Source organism: Streptomyces neyagawaensis (genome assembly GCF_023516595.1).
Lineage (GTDB): Bacteria > Actinomycetota > Actinomycetes > Streptomycetales > Streptomycetaceae > Streptomyces > Streptomyces neyagawaensis.
This window is the reverse complement of record NZ_JAMGBG010000052.1, coordinates 105,103-123,918: the sequence shown is the minus strand read 5'-3', so window position 1 is coordinate 123,918 and position 18,816 is coordinate 105,103. Positions and strand designations below refer to the sequence as shown.

The 18,816-nt window shown below is 70.8% G+C and carries 17 protein-coding genes; 16 read left to right on the top strand and 1 reads right to left on the bottom strand.

Features of this window, described 5'->3' with window-relative positions; all coding sequences use genetic code 11:
• Window positions 1–41 precede the first annotated feature (41 nt).
• Both efp and nusB read left to right on the top strand, forming a co-directional pair.
• Window positions 42–608: an elongation factor P gene (gene efp, locus M8J73_RS23355; protein WP_055522452.1), complete on the top strand. Its 567-nt coding sequence runs from the start codon at window positions 42–44 to the stop codon at window positions 606–608.
• 2 nt (window positions 609–610) lie between these two features.
• Window positions 611–1,045 carry a transcription antitermination factor NusB gene (gene nusB, locus M8J73_RS23350; protein WP_055542045.1) on the top strand — a complete coding sequence of 145 codons (435 nt, stop codon included), beginning with the start codon at window positions 611–613 and terminating at the stop codon, window positions 1,043–1,045.
• A 154-nt stretch (window positions 1,046–1,199) separates the two neighbouring features.
• Here nusB and bldD read toward each other — a convergent pair whose 3' ends face one another.
• Complete coding sequence (bldD, locus tag M8J73_RS23345) at window positions 1,200–1,700, bottom strand: transcriptional regulator BldD (RefSeq protein WP_055522449.1); 501 nt, start codon at window positions 1,698–1,700, stop codon at window positions 1,200–1,202.
• Between the two features lie 219 nt (window positions 1,701–1,919).
• On the opposite strand from bldD, the gene pyrR reads away from it, so the two are divergent.
• The 14 genes from pyrR to M8J73_RS23275 all read left to right on the top strand — a co-directional run bounded on the left by pyrR (window position 1,920) and on the right by M8J73_RS23275 (window position 18,690).
• Window positions 1,920–2,516, top strand: a complete 597-nt coding sequence (pyrR, locus tag M8J73_RS23340; protein WP_055542044.1) for a bifunctional pyr operon transcriptional regulator/uracil phosphoribosyltransferase PyrR — start codon at window positions 1,920–1,922, stop codon at window positions 2,514–2,516.
• A 127-nt stretch (window positions 2,517–2,643) separates the two neighbouring features.
• Window positions 2,644–3,624 carry an aspartate carbamoyltransferase catalytic subunit gene (locus M8J73_RS23335; RefSeq protein ID WP_055541601.1) on the top strand — a complete coding sequence of 327 codons (981 nt, stop codon included), beginning with the start codon at window positions 2,644–2,646 and terminating at the stop codon, window positions 3,622–3,624.
• Window positions 3,625–3,629: 5 nt separating this feature from the next.
• Window positions 3,630–4,916 (top strand): dihydroorotase, encoded by a 1,287-nt coding sequence (locus M8J73_RS23330; RefSeq protein WP_055541600.1) that lies wholly within the window; start codon window positions 3,630–3,632, stop codon window positions 4,914–4,916.
• Entirely contained in the window at window positions 4,913–5,479 is a 567-nt protein-coding gene (locus M8J73_RS23325; RefSeq protein ID WP_055541599.1) for a PH-like domain-containing protein, read from the top strand. Before M8J73_RS23330 ends, M8J73_RS23325 begins: the two co-directional genes overlap by 4 nt.
• A complete protein-coding gene (gene carA / locus M8J73_RS23320; protein ID WP_055541598.1) occupies window positions 5,476–6,633 on the top strand; it encodes a glutamine-hydrolyzing carbamoyl-phosphate synthase small subunit in 1,158 nt (385 codons plus the stop codon). The genes M8J73_RS23325 and carA overlap by 4 nt, the downstream gene beginning before the upstream one ends.
• Window positions 6,626–9,934, top strand: a complete 3,309-nt coding sequence (gene carB / locus M8J73_RS23315; protein ID WP_055541597.1) for a carbamoyl-phosphate synthase large subunit — start codon at window positions 6,626–6,628, stop codon at window positions 9,932–9,934. The genes carA and carB overlap by 8 nt, the downstream gene beginning before the upstream one ends.
• A gap of 95 nt (window positions 9,935–10,029) precedes the next feature.
• Window positions 10,030–11,139 carry a quinone-dependent dihydroorotate dehydrogenase gene (locus M8J73_RS23310; protein ID WP_055541596.1) on the top strand — a complete coding sequence of 370 codons (1,110 nt, stop codon included), beginning with the start codon at window positions 10,030–10,032 and terminating at the stop codon, window positions 11,137–11,139.
• Window positions 11,136–11,984, top strand: a complete 849-nt coding sequence (gene pyrF / locus M8J73_RS23305) for an orotidine-5'-phosphate decarboxylase (RefSeq protein ID WP_055541595.1) — start codon at window positions 11,136–11,138, stop codon at window positions 11,982–11,984. The genes M8J73_RS23310 and pyrF overlap by 4 nt, the downstream gene beginning before the upstream one ends.
• Window positions 11,985–12,283: 299 nt before the next feature.
• Complete coding sequence (locus M8J73_RS23300) at window positions 12,284–12,607, top strand: integration host factor (RefSeq protein WP_003977346.1); 324 nt, start codon at window positions 12,284–12,286, stop codon at window positions 12,605–12,607.
• 57 nt (window positions 12,608–12,664) lie between these two features.
• Window positions 12,665–13,258: a guanylate kinase gene (gmk, locus tag M8J73_RS23295; protein ID WP_055541594.1), complete on the top strand. Its 594-nt coding sequence runs from the start codon at window positions 12,665–12,667 to the stop codon at window positions 13,256–13,258.
• A 51-nt stretch (window positions 13,259–13,309) separates the two neighbouring features.
• Window positions 13,310–13,579 carry a DNA-directed RNA polymerase subunit omega gene (gene rpoZ / locus M8J73_RS23290; RefSeq protein WP_055541593.1) on the top strand — a complete coding sequence of 90 codons (270 nt, stop codon included), beginning with the start codon at window positions 13,310–13,312 and terminating at the stop codon, window positions 13,577–13,579.
• A 164-nt stretch (window positions 13,580–13,743) separates the two neighbouring features.
• The gene (gene coaBC, locus M8J73_RS23285) at window positions 13,744–14,946 is read left to right on the top strand and encodes a bifunctional phosphopantothenoylcysteine decarboxylase/phosphopantothenate--cysteine ligase CoaBC (protein ID WP_055541592.1); all 1,203 of its coding nucleotides are present in this window, start codon (window positions 13,744–13,746) and stop codon (window positions 14,944–14,946) included.
• Between the two features lie 240 nt (window positions 14,947–15,186).
• Window positions 15,187–16,395: a methionine adenosyltransferase gene (metK, locus tag M8J73_RS23280; protein WP_055541591.1), complete on the top strand. Its 1,209-nt coding sequence runs from the start codon at window positions 15,187–15,189 to the stop codon at window positions 16,393–16,395.
• 144 nt (window positions 16,396–16,539) lie between these two features.
• Window positions 16,540–18,690, top strand: a complete 2,151-nt coding sequence (locus M8J73_RS23275) for a primosomal protein N' (RefSeq protein ID WP_249829013.1) — start codon at window positions 16,540–16,542, stop codon at window positions 18,688–18,690.
• The last annotated feature ends 126 nt before the right edge of the window (window positions 18,691–18,816 follow it).

The following is an 18,816-nucleotide window of genomic DNA, read 5'->3' as shown; positions in this document are numbered from 1 at the left end:
CCCCGGGGTCGTCCACGTAAGTCCAGGAGATTGAAGCAACCGTGGCTTCCACGAACGACCTCAAGAACGGCATGGTGCTCAAGCTCGACGGCGGCCAGCTCTGGTCCGTCGTCGAGTTCCAGCACGTCAAGCCCGGCAAGGGCCCGGCCTTCGTGCGCACCAAGCTCAAGAACGTGCTCTCCGGGAAGGTCGTCGACAAGACCTTCAACGCCGGCGTGAAGGTCGAGACGGCCACCGTCGACAAGCGCGACATGCAGTTCTCCTACATGGACGGCGAGTACTTCGTCTTCATGGACATGGAGACCTACGACCAGCTGATGGTCGACCGCAAGGCCGTCGGCGACGCCGCCAACTTCCTGATCGAGGGCTTCACCGCCACCGTCGCGCAGCACGAGGGCGAGGTGCTCTTCGTCGAGCTGCCGGCCGCCGTCGAGCTCGTCATCCAGGAGACCGAGCCGGGCGTCCAGGGCGACCGCTCCACCGGTGGCACCAAGCCCGCCACCCTGGAGACCGGCCACCAGATCCAGGTGCCCCTCTTCATCACCACCGGTGAGAAGATCAAGGTCGACACCCGCACCAGCGACTACCTCGGCCGGGTGAACAGCTAACCGTGGCTGCCCGTAACACGGCCCGCAAGCGCGCCTTCCAGATCCTCTTCGAGGGCGACCAGCGCGGGGCCGACGTCCTGACCGTCCTCGCGGACTGGATCCGGCATTCCCGGTCCGACACCAGGCAGCCGCCGGTCAGCGAGTACACGATGCAGCTGGTCGAGGGGTACTCCGAGTACGCCAAGCGCATCGACGAACTGATCGCGCAGTACTCGGTGGGCTGGACCCTCGACCGGATGCCGGTCGTGGACCGCAACATCCTGCGGCTCGGCGCCTACGAGCTGATCTGGGTCGACGAGACCCCCGACGCGGTGGTGCTGGACGAGATGGTGCAGCTGGCGAAGGAGTTCTCCACGGACGACTCCCCGTCGTTCGTGAACGGACTGCTCGGGCGCCTGAAGGACCTGAAGCCGTCGCTCCGCAGGGAAGCCGAATAGGGGACCTCCGGGCCTCCCATGGGAGGCCCTCGGAGACGTCGGCCCGCCCGCGTCCCCATCGGCGTCCCTGGAGACAGAAAACCGCCGGGGTGGCCCGAACCGAAAGGTTCCGGCCACCCCGGCGGCACGTTTCTGCTGAGTCTCGCCCGAGGGGTCAGCCCTCGTCGTGGGAGACGGCGCGACGCGCGTCCGCGTCCAGGACACCCCAGCTGATCAGCTGCTCGGTCAGGACCGAGGGGGACTGGTCGTAGATGACGGCGAGTGTGCGCAGGTCGTCCTGGCGGATGGAGAGCACCTTGCCGTTGTAGTCACCGCGCTGGGACTGGATCGTCGCGGCGTACCGCTGGAGCGGGCCCGCCTTCTCGGCCGGGACGTTGGCCAGGCGCTCCAGGTCGAGGACCAGCTTCGGCGGCGGCTCGGCCGCGCCACCGGGGGTCGTCCCGGGAAGCAGCTCCTGCACAGGAACCCCATAGAAATCCGCCAGCTCCGCAAGGCGCTGCACGGTGACGGCGCGGTCGCCGCGCTCGTACGAACCGACCACGACCGCCTTCCAGCGTCCCTGGGACTTCTCCTCGACACCGTGGAGGGAAAGGCCCTGCTGGGTGCGGATGGCCCGGAGCTTGGCCCCGAGCTGTTTGGCGTATTCGCTGGACATATAGCTCCCCGGACGAAGGCTGGTGACTCACTGTGAGGTTACGCAGCGTGACTCTGCCCCGTCAAGCCGAATGGTCCGGACCGACTCTTCCGTGGTAAACGCTCTCCATTGGGCCAGGGGGGTGATCAGGGGCGTTCCAGGGGCCTGCTACCGTGGATGGCGCAAATCCGACGTCCTTTAAGGTCCGTCCCGTGAGGCGGAGAAGGAGGTCCGTTTCGTATGGACACGCAGGAAAATCCGCAACAGGATCCGCAGCCGTCCGATGCCAGGCCCGTCCTCGAGGCCCCCGACATCGCACGCGTACTGACCCGCATCGCCCACGAGATCGTCGAACGCGCCAAGGGCGCCGACGACGTGGTGCTCCTCGGCATCCCGACCCGGGGCGTCTTCCTCGCCCGGCGGCTCGCCGACAAGCTGGCGGAGATCACCGACCGCAAGATCCCGGTCGGCTCGCTCGACATCACCATGTACCGCGACGACCTGCGCATGCACCCGCCGCGTGCGCTGGCCCGCACGGAGATCCCCGGTGACGGGATCGACGGCCGCCTCGTCGTCCTCGTCGACGACGTCCTCTTCTCCGGCCGCACCATCCGCGCCGCGCTCGACGCGCTGAACGACATCGGCCGCCCGCGCGCCGTCCAGCTCGCGGTCCTCGTCGACCGCGGCCACCGCGAACTGCCCATCCGCGCCGACTATGTCGGCAAGAACCTCCCCACGTCGCTGCGGGAGACGGTCAAGGTCCAGCTCGCCGAGGAGGACGGTCGGGACACCGTGCTGCTCGGTGCGAAGCCGGCCGCCCGGGGCGCGCAGCACTAGCGACCACCCCGGCGTACGGCCCTGCCGTGCGCCCCGCGTCGCCCACCCGCGCGCCCGCCCGCCCGGCTGTGACCGGCCGACCGGGCCTCGCCTCCCGACACCGAATCGCCTTTACGGAGCCTGACAGATGCAGCGTCATCTCATCTCGGCCGCCGACCTCACCCGCGACGACGCCGTCCTGATCCTCGACACCGCCGAGGAGATGGCCCGGGTCGCCGACCGGCCGATCAAGAAGCTGCCGACCCTGCGCGGCCGCACGATCGTCAACCTCTTCTTCGAGGACTCCACCCGTACCCGGATCTCCTTCGAGGCCGCCGAGAAGCGCCTCTCCGCGGACGTCATCAACTTCTCCGCCAAGGGATCGAGCGTGTCCAAGGGCGAGTCCCTCAAGGACACCGCCCAGACCCTCGAAGCCATGGGTGTCGACGCCGTCGTCATCCGCCACGGCGCCTCCGGAGCGCCGTACCGCCTGGCGAACTCCGGCTGGATCGACGCCGCCGTCATCAACGCGGGCGACGGCACCCACCAGCACCCCACCCAGGCCCTGCTCGACGCCTTCACCATGCGCCGCCGCCTCGTCGGCCGGGACACCGGCCTCGGCCAGGACCTGTCCGGCAAGCGGATCACGCTCGTCGGCGACGTCCTGCACAGCCGCGTCGCCCGCTCCAACGTCGACCTGCTGCACACCCTCGGCGCCGAGGTCACCCTCGTCGCGCCGCCCACCCTGCTGCCGGTCGGCATCGAGTCCTGGCCCTGCGAGGTGTCGTACGACCTCGACAGCACGCTGCCCAAGTCCGACGCCGTGATGATGCTGCGCGTGCAGCGCGAGCGCATGCACGCCGCGTTCTTCCCCACCGAGCGGGAGTACTCCCGGCGCTACGGCCTCGACGGCGACCGCATGGCGCGGATGCCCGAGCACGCGATCGTGATGCACCCCGGCCCGATGGTCCGCGGCATGGAGATCACCGCCGAGGTCGCCGACTCCGACCGCTGCACCGTCGTCGAACAGGTCGCCAACGGCGTCTCCATCCGCATGGCCGTCCTGTACCTGCTGCTCGGGGGCAACGAGCCCGCCGTCACCCACACCCGCACCACCGAGGAGAAGTAAGACAGATGAGCAAGATCCTGATCCGTGGTGCGAAGGTGCTCGGCGGCGAGCCGCAGGACGTGCTGATCGACGGCGAGACCATCGCCGAGGTGGGCACCGGGCTGTCCGCCGACGGCGCCGAGGTCGTCGAGGCCGACGGCAAGGTCCTCCTGCCGGGCCTGGTCGACCTGCACACCCATCTGCGCGAGCCCGGTCGCGAGGACTCCGAGACCGTCCTCACCGGCACCCGCGCGGCGGCCTCCGGCGGCTACACCGCCGTGTTCGCCATGGCCAACACCTTCCCCGTCGCCGACACCGCCGGTGTGGTCGAGCAGGTCTACCGGCTCGGCCAGGAGCACGGCTACTGCGACGTCCAGCCCATCGGCGCCGTCACCGTCGGCCTCGAAGGACAGAAGCTCGCCGAGCTGGGCGCCATGCACGAGTCGGCCGCCGGCGTCACCGTCTTCTCCGACGACGGCAAGTGCGTGCACGACGCGGTGATCATGCGCCGCGCCCTGGAGTACGTGAAGGCCTTCGGCGGAGTCGTCGCCCAGCACGCCCAGGAGCCGCGGCTCACCGAGGGCGCCCAGATGAACGAGGGCGTCGTCTCCGCCGAGCTGGGGCTCGGCGGCTGGCCCGCGGTGGCCGAGGAGTCGATCATCGCCCGTGACGTCCTGCTCGCCGAGCACGTCGGGTCCCGCGTCCACATCTGCCACCTGTCGACCGCCGGGTCCGTCGAGATCGTCCGCTGGGCCAAGTCCCGCGGCATCGACGTCACCGCCGAGGTCACCCCGCACCACCTGCTCCTCACCGACGAGCTGGTGCGCTCGTACAACCCGGTCTACAAGGTCAACCCGCCGCTGCGCACCGAGCGCGACGTGCTGGCCCTGCGCGAGGCGCTCGCCGACGGCACGATCGACATCGTCGCCACCGACCACGCCCCCCACCCGCACGAGGACAAGGACTGCGAGTGGGCCGCGGCCGCCATGGGCATGGTCGGCCTGGAGACCGCCCTGTCGGTGGTCCAGGAGACGATGGTCGAGACCGGGCTGCTCGACTGGGCGGGCGTCGCGGACCGCATGTCGTTCACGCCCGCGCGCATCGGGCAGGCCGCCGGTCACGGCCGTCCCGTCTCGGCAGGTGAGCCCGCCAACCTCACGCTCGTCGACACCGCATACCGTGGTGCGGTGGACCCCGCGGGCTTCGCCTCGCGCAGCCGCAACACCCCGTACGAGGGCCGCGAGCTGCCGGGCCGTGTCACGCACACGTGGCTGCGGGGCAAGGCCACGCTCGTCGACGGGAAGCTCACGTGACACCTGTAATGCTGCTGGCCGCCCAGAAGGAGTCGGCCGAGGTCACCAACTGGGCCGGACGCATCGGCTGGGTCGTCGGGCTCGCCCTCTTCGTCGCCCTCGTCTACTGGCTGATGCGCGAGGGCTGGAAGTGGCGGGGCACGCTCCAGAGCGACCTTCCGGAGCTGCCCACCGCGCCGGAGTCGCCCGGTGAGGCCAGACTGACGATGAGCGGCCGCTACCACGGCTCCACCACCGCCGGGCAGTGGCTCGACCGCATCGTGGCGCACGGCCTGGGCACCCGCAGCCGGGTGGAGCTCACCCTGACGGACGCGGGCCTGGACGTCGTACGGCCCGGAGCGACGGACTTCTTCGTCCCCCGTGAGGCGCTGCGCGAGGCCCGGCTCGACAAGGGCATCGCCGGCAAGGTCCTCACCGAGGGCGGACTGCTCGTCGTCACCTGGGCACACGGCGACAAGCTCCTCGACTCCGGGTTCCGCTCCGACCACGCGGCCGAACACAACGAGTGGGTCGAGACCCTGAACCAGATGATCAAGAAGACGGAAACGGAAGGCGCACGATGACGACCTCCACTCAGGGGAACGCCTCGCAGAGGACAAGGGCGCTTCCTGCCGTACTCGTCCTGGAGGACGGCCGGACGTTCCGCGGCCGCGCCTACGGGGCCGTGGGGGTGACCTTCGGCGAGGCCGTGTTCTCCACCGGTATGACCGGCTACCAGGAGACCCTCACCGACCCGTCGTACCACCGCCAGGTCGTCGTGATGACCGCCCCGCACGTCGGCAACACCGGCGTCAACGACGAGGACCCCGAGTCGCAGCGGATCTGGGTCGCCGGCTACGTCGTGCGCGACCCCGCGCGCGTGCCGTCCAACTGGCGCTCCCGGCGCACCCTCGACGAGGAGCTCGCCCAGCAGGGCGTCGTCGGTATCAGCGGCGTCGACACCCGCGCCCTCACCCGCCATCTGCGCGAACGCGGCGCCATGCGCGTCGGCATCTTCTCCGGCAACGCCCTGCCCGACGAGGGCACCATGCTCGCCGAGGTCCGCCAGGCCCCCGAGATGAAGGGCGCCGACCTCTCCGCGGAGGTCGCCACCAAGGAGCCGTACGTCGTCCCCGCGATCGGCGAGAAGAAGTTCACCGTCGCCGCCGTCGACCTCGGCATCAAGGGCATGACCCCGCACCGCATGGCCGAGCGCGGCATCGAGGTGCACGTGCTGCCCGCCACGGCGACCGCCGACGAGGTGTACGCCGTGAACCCCGACGGCGTGTTCTTCTCCAACGGCCCCGGTGACCCGGCCACCGCCGACCACCCGGTCTCCGTGATGCGGGCGGTCCTGGAGCGCGGCACCCCGCTGTTCGGCATCTGCTTCGGCAACCAGATCCTCGGCCGCGCCCTCGGCTTCGGCACCTACAAGCTGAAGTACGGCCACCGCGGCATCAACCAGCCGGTGCAGGACCGTACGACCGGCAAGGTCGAGGTCACCGCGCACAACCACGGCTTCGCCGTCGACGCCCCGCTCGACAAGGTCTCCGAGACCCCCTACGGCCGCGCCGAGGTCTCCCACGTGTGCCTCAACGACAACGTGGTGGAGGGACTCCAGCTCCTCGACCGCCCGGCTTTCAGCGTCCAGTACCACCCCGAAGCGGCAGCCGGCCCGCACGACGCCGCCTACCTGTTCGACCGCTTCGTATCCCTGATGGAGGGCCAGCGTGCCTAAGCGCACCGATATCCAGTCCGTCCTGGTCATCGGCTCCGGCCCGATCGTCATCGGCCAGGCCGCCGAGTTCGACTACTCCGGCACGCAGGCGTGCCGCGTCCTCAAGGCCGAGGGCCTGCGGGTCGTCCTGGTGAACTCCAACCCGGCGACGATCATGACCGACCCGGAGATCGCCGACGCCACCTACGTCGAGCCGATCACCCCCGAGTTCGTCGAGAAGATCATCGCCAAGGAGCGCCCCGACGCGCTGCTCCCGACCCTCGGCGGCCAGACCGCGCTCAACACCGCCATCTCGCTCCACGAGAACGGCGTCCTGGAGAAGTACGGCGTCGAGCTGATCGGCGCCAAGGTCGAGGCGATCCACAAGGGCGAGGACCGCGACCAGTTCAAGCTGGTCGTCGAAGCGGTCAACGCCAAGATCGGCCACGGCGAGTCCGCCCGCTCGGTCATCTGCCACTCCATGGACGACGTCCTCAAGGGCGTCGACACGCTCGGTGGCTACCCCGTCGTCGTCCGCCCCTCCTTCACCATGGGCGGCGCCGGCTCCGGCTTCGCGCACGACGAGGAGGAGCTGCGCCGCATCGCCGGCCAGGGCCTCACCCTGTCGCCGACCACCGAGGTGCTTCTGGAGGAGTCCATCCTCGGCTGGAAGGAGTACGAGCTGGAGCTGATGCGCGACAAGCACGACAACGTCGTGGTCGTCTGCTCCATCGAGAACTTCGACCCCATGGGCGTGCACACCGGCGACTCGATCACCGTCGCGCCCGCGATGACGCTCACCGACCGCGAGTACCAGGTGCTGCGTGACGTCGGCATCGCGATCATCCGCGAGGTCGGCGTCGACACCGGCGGCTGCAACATCCAGTTCGCGGTGAACCCCGAGGACGGCCGGGTCATCGTCATCGAGATGAACCCGCGTGTGTCGCGGTCCTCGGCCCTCGCCTCCAAGGCGACCGGTTTCCCGATCGCCAAGATCGCCGCGAAGCTCGCCGTCGGCTACACGCTGGACGAGATCCCGAACGACATCACCGAGCAGACCCCGGCCTCGTTCGAGCCGACGCTCGACTACGTCGTCGTGAAGGCCCCGCGCTTCGCCTTCGAGAAGTTCCCGTCCGCCGACTCCTCGCTCACCACCACCATGAAGTCGGTCGGCGAGGCCATGGCCATCGGCCGCAACTTCACCGAGGCCCTCCAGAAGGCCCTGCGCTCGCTGGAGAAGAAGGGCAGCCAGTTCACCTTCGTCGGCGAGCCCGGCGACAAGGCGGAGCTGCTGCGCGAGGCGGTCCGCCCGACCGACGGGCGCATCAACACCGTCATGCAGGCCATCCGCGCCGGCGCCACCCAGGAGGAGGTCTTCGAGTACACGAAGATCGACCCCTGGTTCGTCGACCAGCTCTTCCTCATCAAGGAGACCGCGGACGAGCTGGCCGCCGCGGACAAGCTCGACCCCGACCTGCTCGCCGAGGCCAAGCGGCACGGTTTCTCCGACCAGCAGATCGGCGAGATCCGCGGGCTGCGCGAGGACGTCGTGCGCGAGGTACGGCACGCGCTGGGCGTACGCCCGGTGTACAAGACGGTCGACACCTGCGCCGCCGAGTTCGCCGCGAGGACCCCGTACTTCTACTCCTCCTACGACGAGGAGAGCGAGGTCGCGCCCCGCGAGAAGCCGGCCGTCATCATCCTGGGCTCCGGCCCGAACCGCATTGGCCAGGGCATCGAGTTCGACTACTCCTGCGTCCACGCCTCCTTCGCGCTCAGCGACGCGGGCTACGAGACGGTGATGGTCAACTGCAACCCGGAGACCGTCTCCACCGACTACGACACCTCCGACCGCCTGTACTTCGAGCCGCTCACGCTCGAGGACGTGCTGGAGATCGTGCACGCCGAGTCGCTGGCCGGCCCGATCGCGGGCGTCGTCGTCCAGCTCGGCGGCCAGACCCCGCTGGGCCTGTCGCAGGCGCTCAAGGACAACGGCGTACCGGTCGTGGGCACCTCCCCGGAGGCCATCCACGCCGCCGAGGACCGCGGAGCCTTCGGCCGGGTCCTCGCCGAGGCCGGTCTCCCGGCCCCGAAGCACGGCACGGCGACCACCTTCGCGGGCGCCAAGGCCATCGCCGACGAGATCGGCTACCCGGTCCTCGTCCGGCCCTCCTACGTCCTCGGCGGACGCGGCATGGAGATCGTCTACGACGAGGCGCGCCTGGAGTCGTACATCGCCGAGTCGACCGAGATCAGCCCCTCCCGACCCGTCCTCGTCGACCGGTTCCTCGACGACGCGATCGAGATCGACGTCGACGCCCTCTACGACGGCGAGGAGCTGTACCTCGGCGGCGTCATGGAGCACATCGAGGAGGCCGGCATCCACTCCGGCGACTCGGCGTGCGCCCTGCCCCCGATCACCCTCGGCGGCTTCGACATCAAGCGCCTGCGCGCCTCCACCGAGGCCATCGCCAAGGGCGTCGGCGTCCGCGGACTGATCAACATCCAGTTCGCGATGGCCGGCGACATCCTCTACGTCCTGGAGGCCAACCCGCGCGCCTCCCGCACCGTCCCCTTCACCTCGAAGGCGACCGCGGTGCCGCTCGCCAAGGCCGCCGCCCGGATCTCGCTGGGCGCGACCATCGCCGAGCTGCGCGAGGAAGGGCTGCTGCCCAAGAACGGCGACGGCGGCGAGCTGCCGCTGGACGCGCCGATCTCCGTCAAGGAGGCCGTCATGCCGTGGTCGCGCTTCCGCGACATCCACGGACGCGGCGTCGACACGGTCCTCGGCCCGGAGATGCGCTCCACCGGCGAGGTCATGGGCATCGACTCCGTCTTTGGCACGGCGTACGCCAAGTCGCAGGCCGGCGCGTACGGCCCGCTGCCCACCAAGGGCCGCGCGTTCATCTCGGTCGCCAACCGCGACAAGCGCTCCATGATCTTCCCGGCGCGCGAGCTGGTCGCCCACGGCTTCGAGCTGCTCGCCACGTCCGGCACGGCCGAGGTGCTCAAGCGCAACGGCATCAACGCCACCGTGGTGCGCAAGCAGTCCGAGGGCACCGGCCCGAACGGCGAGAAGACCATCGTCCAGCTCATCCACGACGGCGAGGTCGACCTCATCGTCAACACCCCGTACGGCACCGGTGGCCGCCTCGACGGCTACGAGATCCGTACGGCGGCCGTGGCCCGCTCCGTGCCGTGCCTGACGACGGTCCAGGCGCTCGCCGCGGCCGTCCAGGGCATCGACGCGCTCAACCACGGTGACGTCGGCGTGCGCTCACTCCAGGAACACGCCGAACACCTGATCGCGGCCCGCGACTAGCAGCCCTGAGGGGGACACCGGAAACGGTGTCCCCCTCTTCATGAGGACACCTGTCATGAGGCCGTGAGCCCTCATGAGGACCCGAGGACTTCGAGATGTACAAGCTGTTCTTCCGTCTGGTTTTCACCCGGATGGACCCGGAGGAGGCCCACTACCTGGCCTTCCGCTGGATCCGTCTCGCCGCCCGGATCCCCGTGCTGCGCACCTGCCTCGCGGCCGCGCTCGCGCCCCGCTACGAGGAGCTGCGCACGGAGGCGTTCGGCCTGCGCATGCACGGCCCGTTCGGGCTGGCCGCCGGCTTCGACAAGAACGCCGTCGCCGTCGACGGGATGACGATGCTGGGCTTCGACCACGTCGAGATCGGCACGGTCACGGGCGAGGCGCAGCCCGGCAACCCCAAGAAGCGGCTGTTCCGCCTGGTCGGCGACCGGGCGCTGATCAACCGCATGGGCTTCAACAACGAGGGCTCCCTGGCCGTCGCCGCCCGACTGGCCTCCCGCAACCCCGTCTTCAGGACGGTCGTGGGCGTCAACATCGGCAAGACCAAGGTCGTCCCCGAGGAGGAGGCCGCCGCGGACTACGTGAAGTCCACCGAGCGCCTCGCCCCGTACGCCGACTACCTGGTCGTCAACGTCTCCTCGCCCAACACGCCCGGTCTGCGCAACCTCCAGGCCACCGAGGCGCTGCGGCCCCTGCTGACCGCCGTCCGCGAGGCCGCCGACCGCACGGTGCGCACCCGCCGGGTGCCGCTGCTGGTGAAGATCGCCCCCGACCTCGCCGACGAGGACATCGACGCCGTCGCCGACCTCGCCGTGGAGCTGGGCCTGGACGGGATCATCGCCACCAACACCACCATCGCGCGCGAGGGACTCGGTCTGACCTCCGAACCCTCTCTCGTGAAGGAGACCGGCGGCCTCTCCGGCGCCCCGCTGAAGGCACGCTCCCTCGCGGTCCTGCGCCGCCTCTACGCGCGCGTGGGCGACCGGATCACCCTGGTGGGCGTCGGCGGCATCGAGAACGCCGAGGACGCCTGGCAGCGCATCCTCGCCGGCGCCACCCTCGTCCAGGGCTACAGCGCCTTCGTCTACGAGGGCCCCTTCTGGGCGCGCGCCGTCCACAAGGGCCTCGCCGCCCGGCTGCGCACCAGCCCGTACGCCACCCTCGCCGACGCGGTCGGCGCCGACGTGAGGAAGAAGACGGCATGACCGAGCCCTTCGGCGCGCGACTGCGCCACGCCATGGACGAGCGCGGCCCGCTCTGCGTCGGGATCGATCCGCACTCCGCCCTGCTCACCGCCTGGGGCCTGAACGACGACATCGCGGGCCTGGAGCGCTTCAGCCGGACCGTCGTCGAGGCGCTGGCGGACCGGGTGGCCGTCCTCAAGCCGCAGAGCGCGTTCTTCGAGCGCTTCGGCTCGCGCGGCATCGCCGTCCTGGAGAAGTCCGTCGAGGAGGCGCGAGCCGCCGGTGCGCTGGTCGTCATGGACGCCAAGCGCGGCGACATCGGCTCCACCATGGCCGCGTACGCCGAGACCTTCCTGCACAAGGACGCGCCCCTGTTCTCGGACGCCCTCACGGTCTCGCCGTACCTCGGCTACGGCTCCCTCAAGCCTGCCGTGGACCTCGCGCGGGAGAACGGCGCCGGGCTGTTCGTACTGGCGCTGACCTCCAACCCGGAGGGCGGCGAGGTGCAGCACGCCGTGCGCACGGAGGACGCCGCCGGGCGGAACGTCGGGGCGACGATGCTGGCGCACCTGGCCGCCGAGAACGCGGGGGAGGAGCCCATGGGGTCCTTCGGTGCCGTCGTCGGCGCCACGCTCGGCGACCTCTCGTCGTACGACCTTCAGATCAACGGACCTCTCCTCGCGCCCGGCATCGGGGCGCAGGGGGCCACCCCGTCCGATCTCCCGGCGGTCTTCGGGGCGGCCGTGCGCCATGTGGTGCCCAATGTCAGCCGGGGTGTTCTTCGTCACGGTCCCGATGTCGTCGCGCTGCGTGACGCCTCGGATCGTTTCGCGGACCAGATCAGGGCCGCCGTGGAGGTCGCCTGAGACCTCCGATGAGTGCTCCGGCGGCGCTTACCGGACGGCTTGAGTCTGAATACATCCTCAAATCCGGGGCATTATGCGGCTTATGTCCGACTCCAGGGAGGCTGACCAGGACTTTTCCGCTGTTCTCGCTGACTCTGGCGGAGTTGGCCGCTAGTCTCCGACGAGTGAGGGCACCTCCCACGCCCTCCAGGCAGTAGGGGGAGAACGGGCAGGCGTGTTGCTCGTACTCCCCAGGTGTGGGGCGACTAGGTTCCTCACCGGTCCGTATCCGACAGTTCGACATCCGAGGTGACGTAGGCGTGGCTCTTCCGCCCCTTACCCCTGAACAGCGCGCAGCCGCGCTCGAAAAGGCCGCCGCGGCTCGCCGGGAGCGGGCCGAGGTCAAGAATCGACTCAAGCACTCCGGCGCCTCCCTGCACGAGGTCATCAAGCAGGGCCAGGAGAACGACGTCATCGGCAAGATGAAGGTCTCCGCCCTCCTTGAGTCGCTGCCCGGCGTGGGCAAGGTCCGCGCCAAGCAGATCATGGAGCGACTCGGCATCTCCGAGAGCCGTCGTGTGCGCGGCCTCGGCTCCAACCAGATCGCATCCCTGGAGCGTGAGTTCGGCAGCACCGGTTCCTGACCCGGTACTGCGGTCAGGGAGTCCCGGGCACTCCGGGATTGCTGGAATAATCGCTGCATGGCTGCAACATTCCGGGGGACGACCCCCGAGCCCCCGGACGTACGTCCGCGGCTGACCGTGCTCTCCGGCCCCTCGGGGGTCGGCAAGAGCACGGTCGTCGCCCATATGCGCAAGGCGCATCCAGAGGTCTGGCTCTCGGTGTCGGCGACGACCCGCAAGCCCCGCCCCGGCGAGAAGGACGGCGTCCACTACTTCTTCGTCACCGACGACGAGATGGACAAGCTGATCGCCAACGGCGAGCTGCTGGAGTGGGCCGAGTTCGCCGGCAACCGCTACGGCACCCCGCGGGGCGCCGTGCTCGAGCGCCTGGAGCGTGGCGAGCCGGTCCTGCTGGAGATCGACCTCCAGGGCGCCCGGCAGGTCCGCGAGACCATGCCCGACGCCCAGCTGGTGTTCCTGGCTCCGCCCTCCTGGGACGAGCTGGTCCGCCGGCTCACCGGCCGGGGCACCGAACCGCCCGAGGTGATCGAACGCCGCCTGGAGGCGGCCAAGGTCGAACTCGCGGCCGAGCCGGAGTTCGATGTCACCCTGGTCAACACCTCCGTCGAGGACGTGGCCCGCGAGCTGCTAGCCTTGATGGACGTTGTGTGATCGTCACTGACGCTGCACACTGAATCTTTCCCATCCATCGGAAGGTAGAGCGTGTCCTCTTCCATCTCCGCGCCCGAGGGCATCATCAACCCGCCGATCGACGAGCTCCTCGAGGCCACCGACTCGAAGTACAGCCTCGTGATCTACGCGGCCAAGCGTGCCCGCCAGATCAACGCGTACTACTCGCAGCTCGGCGAGGGCCTCCTCGAGTACGTCGGTCCCCTCGTCGACACGCACGTCCACGAGAAGCCGCTCTCGATCGCCCTGCGCGAGATCAACGCGGGTCTGCTGACGTCCGAGGCCGTCGACGGCCCCGCGTAAGCAGCACACGACGGTTTCGTCGGATAGTCATATCCGCGAACCGCGGTAGGTTTTTCCACAGGCCCGACAGCGCGACTGTCGGGCCTGTGGTGTGTGATGGGTGCGTACGCCGACGAGCCGCGGTGTACATCGGTCAGGTTCGGGTTCGAGTGCGGGGAGGCCCGGTGGGCAAGCCGAAGGTCGTTCTGGGGGTCAGCGGTGGCATCGCCGCCTACAAGGCGTGCGAGCTGCTCCGCAGGCTGACCGAGTCGGGGCATGACGTGCGGGTCGTGCCGACCGACTCCGCGCTGCACTTCGTCGGTGCGGCCACCTGGTCCGCGCTCTCCGGCAACCCGGTCTCCACCGAGGTCTGGGACGGCGTCCACGAGGTGCCCCACGTCCGCATCGGCCAGGAGGCCGACCTCGTCGTCGTGGCTCCGGCGACGGCCGACATGCTCGCCAAGGCCGCCCACGGCCTGGCCGACGACCTGCTGACCAACACCCTGCTCACCGCCCGCTGCCCCGTCGTGTTCGCCCCGGCGATGCACACCGAGATGTGGGAGCACCCGGCCACCCAGGAGAACGTGGCGACGCTGCGCCGCCGCGGCGCCCTCGTCATCGACCCGGCCGTGGGCCGGCTGACCGGCGTCGACACCGGAAAGGGCCGGCTGCCGGACCCCGCCGAGATCTTCGAGGTCTGCCGCCGGGTGCTTGCTCGCGGCACCGCCGGACCGGACCTCGCCGGACGGCACGTCGTAGTCAGTGCCGGCGGCACCCGGGAGCCCCTCGACCCCGTCCGCTTCCTCGGCAACCGCTCCTCGGGCAAGCAGGGGTACGCCCTCGCCCGCACGGCCGCCGCGCGGGGCGCCCGGGTCACGCTCATCGAGGCGAACACCGGCCTGCCGGACCCGGCGGGCGTGGACGTCGTGCGCGTCGGCACGGCGGTCCAGCTCCGCGAGGCGGTGCTCAAGGCGGCGCCGGACGCGGACGTGGTGGTCATGGCGGCCGCCGTGGCGGACTTCCGCCCGGAGACCTACGCCACCGGCAAGATCAAGAAGAAGGACGGCCAGGACCCCGAGCCGATCGTCCTGGTCCGTAATCCGGACATCCTCGCCGAGATAGCGGCCAACCGCCCCCGTCCGGAGCAACTGGTCGTCGGCTTCGCCGCGGAGACCGACGACGTCCTCGCCAACGGCCGCGCCAAACTCGCGCGCAAGGGCTGCGACCTCCTCGTGGTGAACGAGGTGGGGGAACGCAAGACCTTCGGCTCCGAGGAGAACGAGGCCGTCGTGCTGGGAGCCGACGGCAGCGAGACGCCCGTGCCCCACGGCCCGAAGGAAGCCCTGGCCGACACGGTGTGGGATCTGGTCGTCCACCGACTGGGCTGACTGCTCCATTCGCACCACGGACCGTGAACAGGACGCAACTTAGGGGTGTGGCGACCCTGGCGGACAGCGACGGCCATTGGGCAGAATGCACGTGCCGCAGGTCACAGAGCTCCCGAGAGGCGAGACAGGTGGGCCGGTGGTCGAGACCGACCGATAAACTGTTCACGGACGACGCCGGGCGCAGCCCCCGTCCCGTCCGCCAATGATCAGCCAGCAGCCGCTGCAACCACAGGGAGCGTTGTGTCCCGTCGCCTGTTCACCTCGGAGTCCGTGACCGAGGGTCACCCCGACAAGATCGCTGACCAGATCAGCGATGCCATTCTCGATGCACTGCTGCGCGAGGACCCCACGTCCCGCGTCGCGGTGGAGACGCTCATCACGACCGGCCTGGTGCACGTGGCCGGCGAGGTCACGACCAAGGCCTACGCGCCGATCGCCCAGCTCGTGCGCGACACGATCCTGGCCATCGGCTACGACTCGTCGAAGAAGGGCTTCGACGGCGCGTCCTGTGGTGTGTCGGTGTCGATCGGCTCGCAGTCCCCGGACATCGCGCAGGGTGTCGACACGGCGTACGAGAACCGGGTCGAGGGCGACGAGGACGAGCTGGACCGCCAGGGCGCCGGCGACCAGGGCCTGATGTTCGGCTACGCGACGGACGAGACGCCGACGCTGATGCCGCTGCCGATCTTCCTGGCGCACCGTCTGTCCAAGCGTCTGTCCGAGGTCCGCAAGAACGGCACCATCCCCTACCTGCGTCCCGACGGCAAGACCCAGGTCACCATCGAGTACGACGGTGACAAGGCGGTCCGCCTCGACACGGTCGTGGTCTCCTCGCAGCACGCCAGCGACATCGACTTGGAGTCGCTGCTCGCCCCGGACATCCGCGAGTTCGTGGTCGAGCCGGAGCTGAAGGCCCTCCTCGACGACGGCATCAAACTGGACACCGAGGGCTACCGCCTCCTGGTCAACCCGACCGGCCGCTTCGAGATCGGCGGCCCCATGGGTGACGCCGGCCTGACCGGCCGCAAGATCATCATCGACACGTACGGCGGCATGGCCCGCCACGGCGGCGGCGCCTTCTCCGGCAAGGACCCGTCCAAGGTGGACCGTTCCGCGGCGTACGCGATGCGCTGGGTCGCCAAGAACGTGGTCGCCGCGGGCCTCGCCTCCCGCTGCGAGGTCCAGGTCGCCTACGCCATCGGCAAGGCCGAGCCCGTGGGTCTCTTCGTCGAGACCTTCGGCACCGCCAAGGTCGACACGGACAAGATCGAGAAGGCGATCGACGAGGTCTTCGACCTCCGCCCCGCCGCGATCATCCGCGACCTCGACCTGCTCCGCCCGATCTACGGCCAGACCGCCGCGTACGGCCACTTCGGCCGTGAGCTCCCCGACTTCACGTGGGAGCGCACGGACCGTGTGGACGCCCTCCGCGAGGCTGCGGGTCTGTAGCACGCGGAATCCTCCGGTTCTTTCCGAGGCCCGGTGTCCCCTCTGGGGCGCCGGGCCTCGGCGTTGTCACCGGGCCGACGGCGCCCGCCGATCCCCGACCGGCGGGCGCCGTCGGTTGTCAGTGGGGTTTGGGAGAATGCTGGCGTGAGCAGCGAGGACGGGACGCGTGGTGGTGACGCGGGGGGTGCGGGGGCGGAGCAGCTCGCGCTCATTCGGGAGGCCGTGAAGAAGGCCCGGGCGCCGCGGGCCAAGCCGCGGACGTGGCGGGGGGCCGCCCTCGCGAAGGAGTTGCCCGTCGCCCGGGTGCTGGTCGACAAAGGGGTGCTGCATCTCGACCGGTACTTCGACTACGCCGTGCCCGAGGAACTGGACGCCGTCGCGCAGCCGGGGGTGCGGGTGCGGGTGCGTTTCGGGGCCGGGGGGCGCAATGTCCGGGAGGGGCGGCGGGAGGGCGGCTCGCTGATCGACGGGTTCCTCGTCGAGCGGGTCGCCGAGTCGGACTACGCGGGACCCTTGGCCGCGCTCGCCCAGGTCGTGTCACCTGAGCCGGTGCTGAGCCCGGAGCTGCTGGGGCTCGCACGGGCGGTGGCGGACCGGTACGCGGGGAGCCTCGCGGATGTGCTCCAGCTGGCCGTGCCGCCGCGCCACGGTCGTGCCGAGGCGGCCGAGACGGGCGGGCCGCCCCCCGCTCCGGCCGCGCCGGAACCGGGGTCCTGGGCGAGGTACGCGCGGGGCCCGGAGTTCCTGCGGGCGCTGGCCGCCGGTCGTTCGCCGCGCGCGGTGTGGACCGCCCTGCCGGGGCCCGACTGGGCGGAGGAGATCGGGCGGGCCGTGCAGGCGACCCTGGCCTCCGGGCGGGGCGCGCTCGTCGTCGTACCGGCGGGGCGGCCCGCCGCGCGGGTGGACGAGGCCCTCCGGGAGCTGCTGGGGGAGGGGCAGCACGCGCTGCTGACCGCCGACGCGGGGCAGGAGCGGCGGTACCGGGAGTGGCTGGCGGTGCGGCGGGGGGCGGTACGGGCCGTCGTCGGGACCCGGGCCGCCATGTTCGCCCCCGTGCGGAACCTGGGACTGGTCGTCGTCTGGGACGACGGCGACGCCAGTCACAGCGATGACAACGCCCCCTTCCCGCATGTGCGGGAGGTGCTGGAGCTGCGGGCGACTCGGGACAAGGGTGCCTTCCTCCTGGGCAGCTGGAGCTGCACCGTGGAGGCCGCGCAGCTCGTCGAGAGCGGGTGGGCCGCGCCGATCGTCGCCACCAGGGAGCAGGTGCGGGCCGTCGCGCCGCTGGTGCGGACCGTCGGGGACGGGGAGTTGGCGCGCGACGAGGCGGCCCGGGCCGCGCGTCTGCCCAGCCTCGCCTGGCAGGTCGCCCGGGACGGACTGCGGGACGGCCCCGTCCTCGTCCAGGTGCCCCGGCGGGGATACGTGCCGAGGATGGCCTGTGCGCAGTGCCGGGAGCCCGCCCGGTGCCGGCACTGCGCGGGGCCGTTGGAGGCGCGGGAGGGCGCCGGTGCCCTGGTGTGCGGGTGGTGCGGGCGTGAGGAGGAGGGCTGGCACTGCCCTGAGTGCGGGAGCCGTCGGCTCAGGGCCCAGGTCGTGGGGGCGCGGCGTACTGCCGAGGAGTTGGGGCGGGCCTTTCCCGCCGTGCCGGTGCGGACCTCCGGGCGGGAACATGTGCTCGACACCGTGCCGGGCACGCCCGCGCTGGTCGTGAGCACACCCGGCGCCGAACCGATCGCCGAGGGCGGGTACGCGGCCGCTCTGCTGCTCGACGGCTGGGCCATGCTCGGGCGCCCCGATCTGCGGGCCGGGGAGGAGGCGCTGCGCCGGTGGATCGGTGCGGCCGCGCTCGTGCGGAACCAGGGGGTGGGCGGCACGGTCGTCGTGGTCGCCGAGCCGACACTGCGGCCCGTGCAGGCGCTCGTGCGGTGGGATCCGGTGGGGCACGCGGTACGGGAGCTTGCGGACCGGGCCGAGCTGGGGTTTCCGCCGGTGTCCCGGATGGCGGCCGTGTCGGGTACGGCCCAGGCGGTGGCCGACTTCCTGGGCGGCATGGAACTGCCGCCGGACGCGGAGGTGTTGGGGCCCGTGCCGTTGCCCGTCGTGGAGACGGGGCGGGCACGGCGGGTGGGGGCACCGCCGCCGGGGGAGGCGTGGGAGCGTGCGTTGGTCCGGGTGCCACCGGGGAGCGGTGCGGCGCTGGCCGCCGCGCTGAAGACCGCGCAGGCCGCGCGGATGGCGCGTGGGGGCGGCGAGGGCGTTCGGATCCGGGTGGATCCCCTCGACATTGGGTGAGGAGGATCAGAAAAGCCGGGGCGTCGCTGTACGGGGAGTGGGGAGCGGATGAGGGCGGGGCCCTGGTACGGGGTTGTCGCCGGCGTACGGCGGTGCCTCCCGGTGGGGGCCGGGAGGCAGTCTGGG

What these genes read in the sequence shown, in the direction of transcription:
- M8J73_RS23335 (WP_055541601.1), top strand. Translation starts at nt 2,644, where the DNA reads ATGCAGCGTCATCTCATCTCGGCCGCCGACCTCACCCGCGACGACGCC.
- M8J73_RS23310 (WP_055541596.1), top strand. Translation starts at nt 10,030, where the DNA reads ATGTACAAGCTGTTCTTCCGTCTGGTTTTCACCCGGATGGACCCGGAG.
- pyrR (WP_055542044.1), top strand. Translation starts at nt 1,920, where the DNA reads ATGGACACGCAGGAAAATCCGCAACAGGATCCGCAGCCGTCCGATGCC.
- M8J73_RS23330 (WP_055541600.1), top strand. Translation starts at nt 3,630, where the DNA reads ATGAGCAAGATCCTGATCCGTGGTGCGAAGGTGCTCGGCGGCGAGCCG.
- pyrF (WP_055541595.1), top strand. Translation starts at nt 11,136, where the DNA reads ATGACCGAGCCCTTCGGCGCGCGACTGCGCCACGCCATGGACGAGCGC.
- bldD (WP_055522449.1), bottom strand. Translation starts at nt 1,700, where the DNA reads ATGTCCAGCGAATACGCCAAACAGCTCGGGGCCAAGCTCCGGGCCATC.
- carA (WP_055541598.1), top strand. Translation starts at nt 5,476, where the DNA reads ATGACGACCTCCACTCAGGGGAACGCCTCGCAGAGGACAAGGGCGCTT.
- gmk (WP_055541594.1), top strand. Translation starts at nt 12,665, where the DNA reads ATGGCTGCAACATTCCGGGGGACGACCCCCGAGCCCCCGGACGTACGT.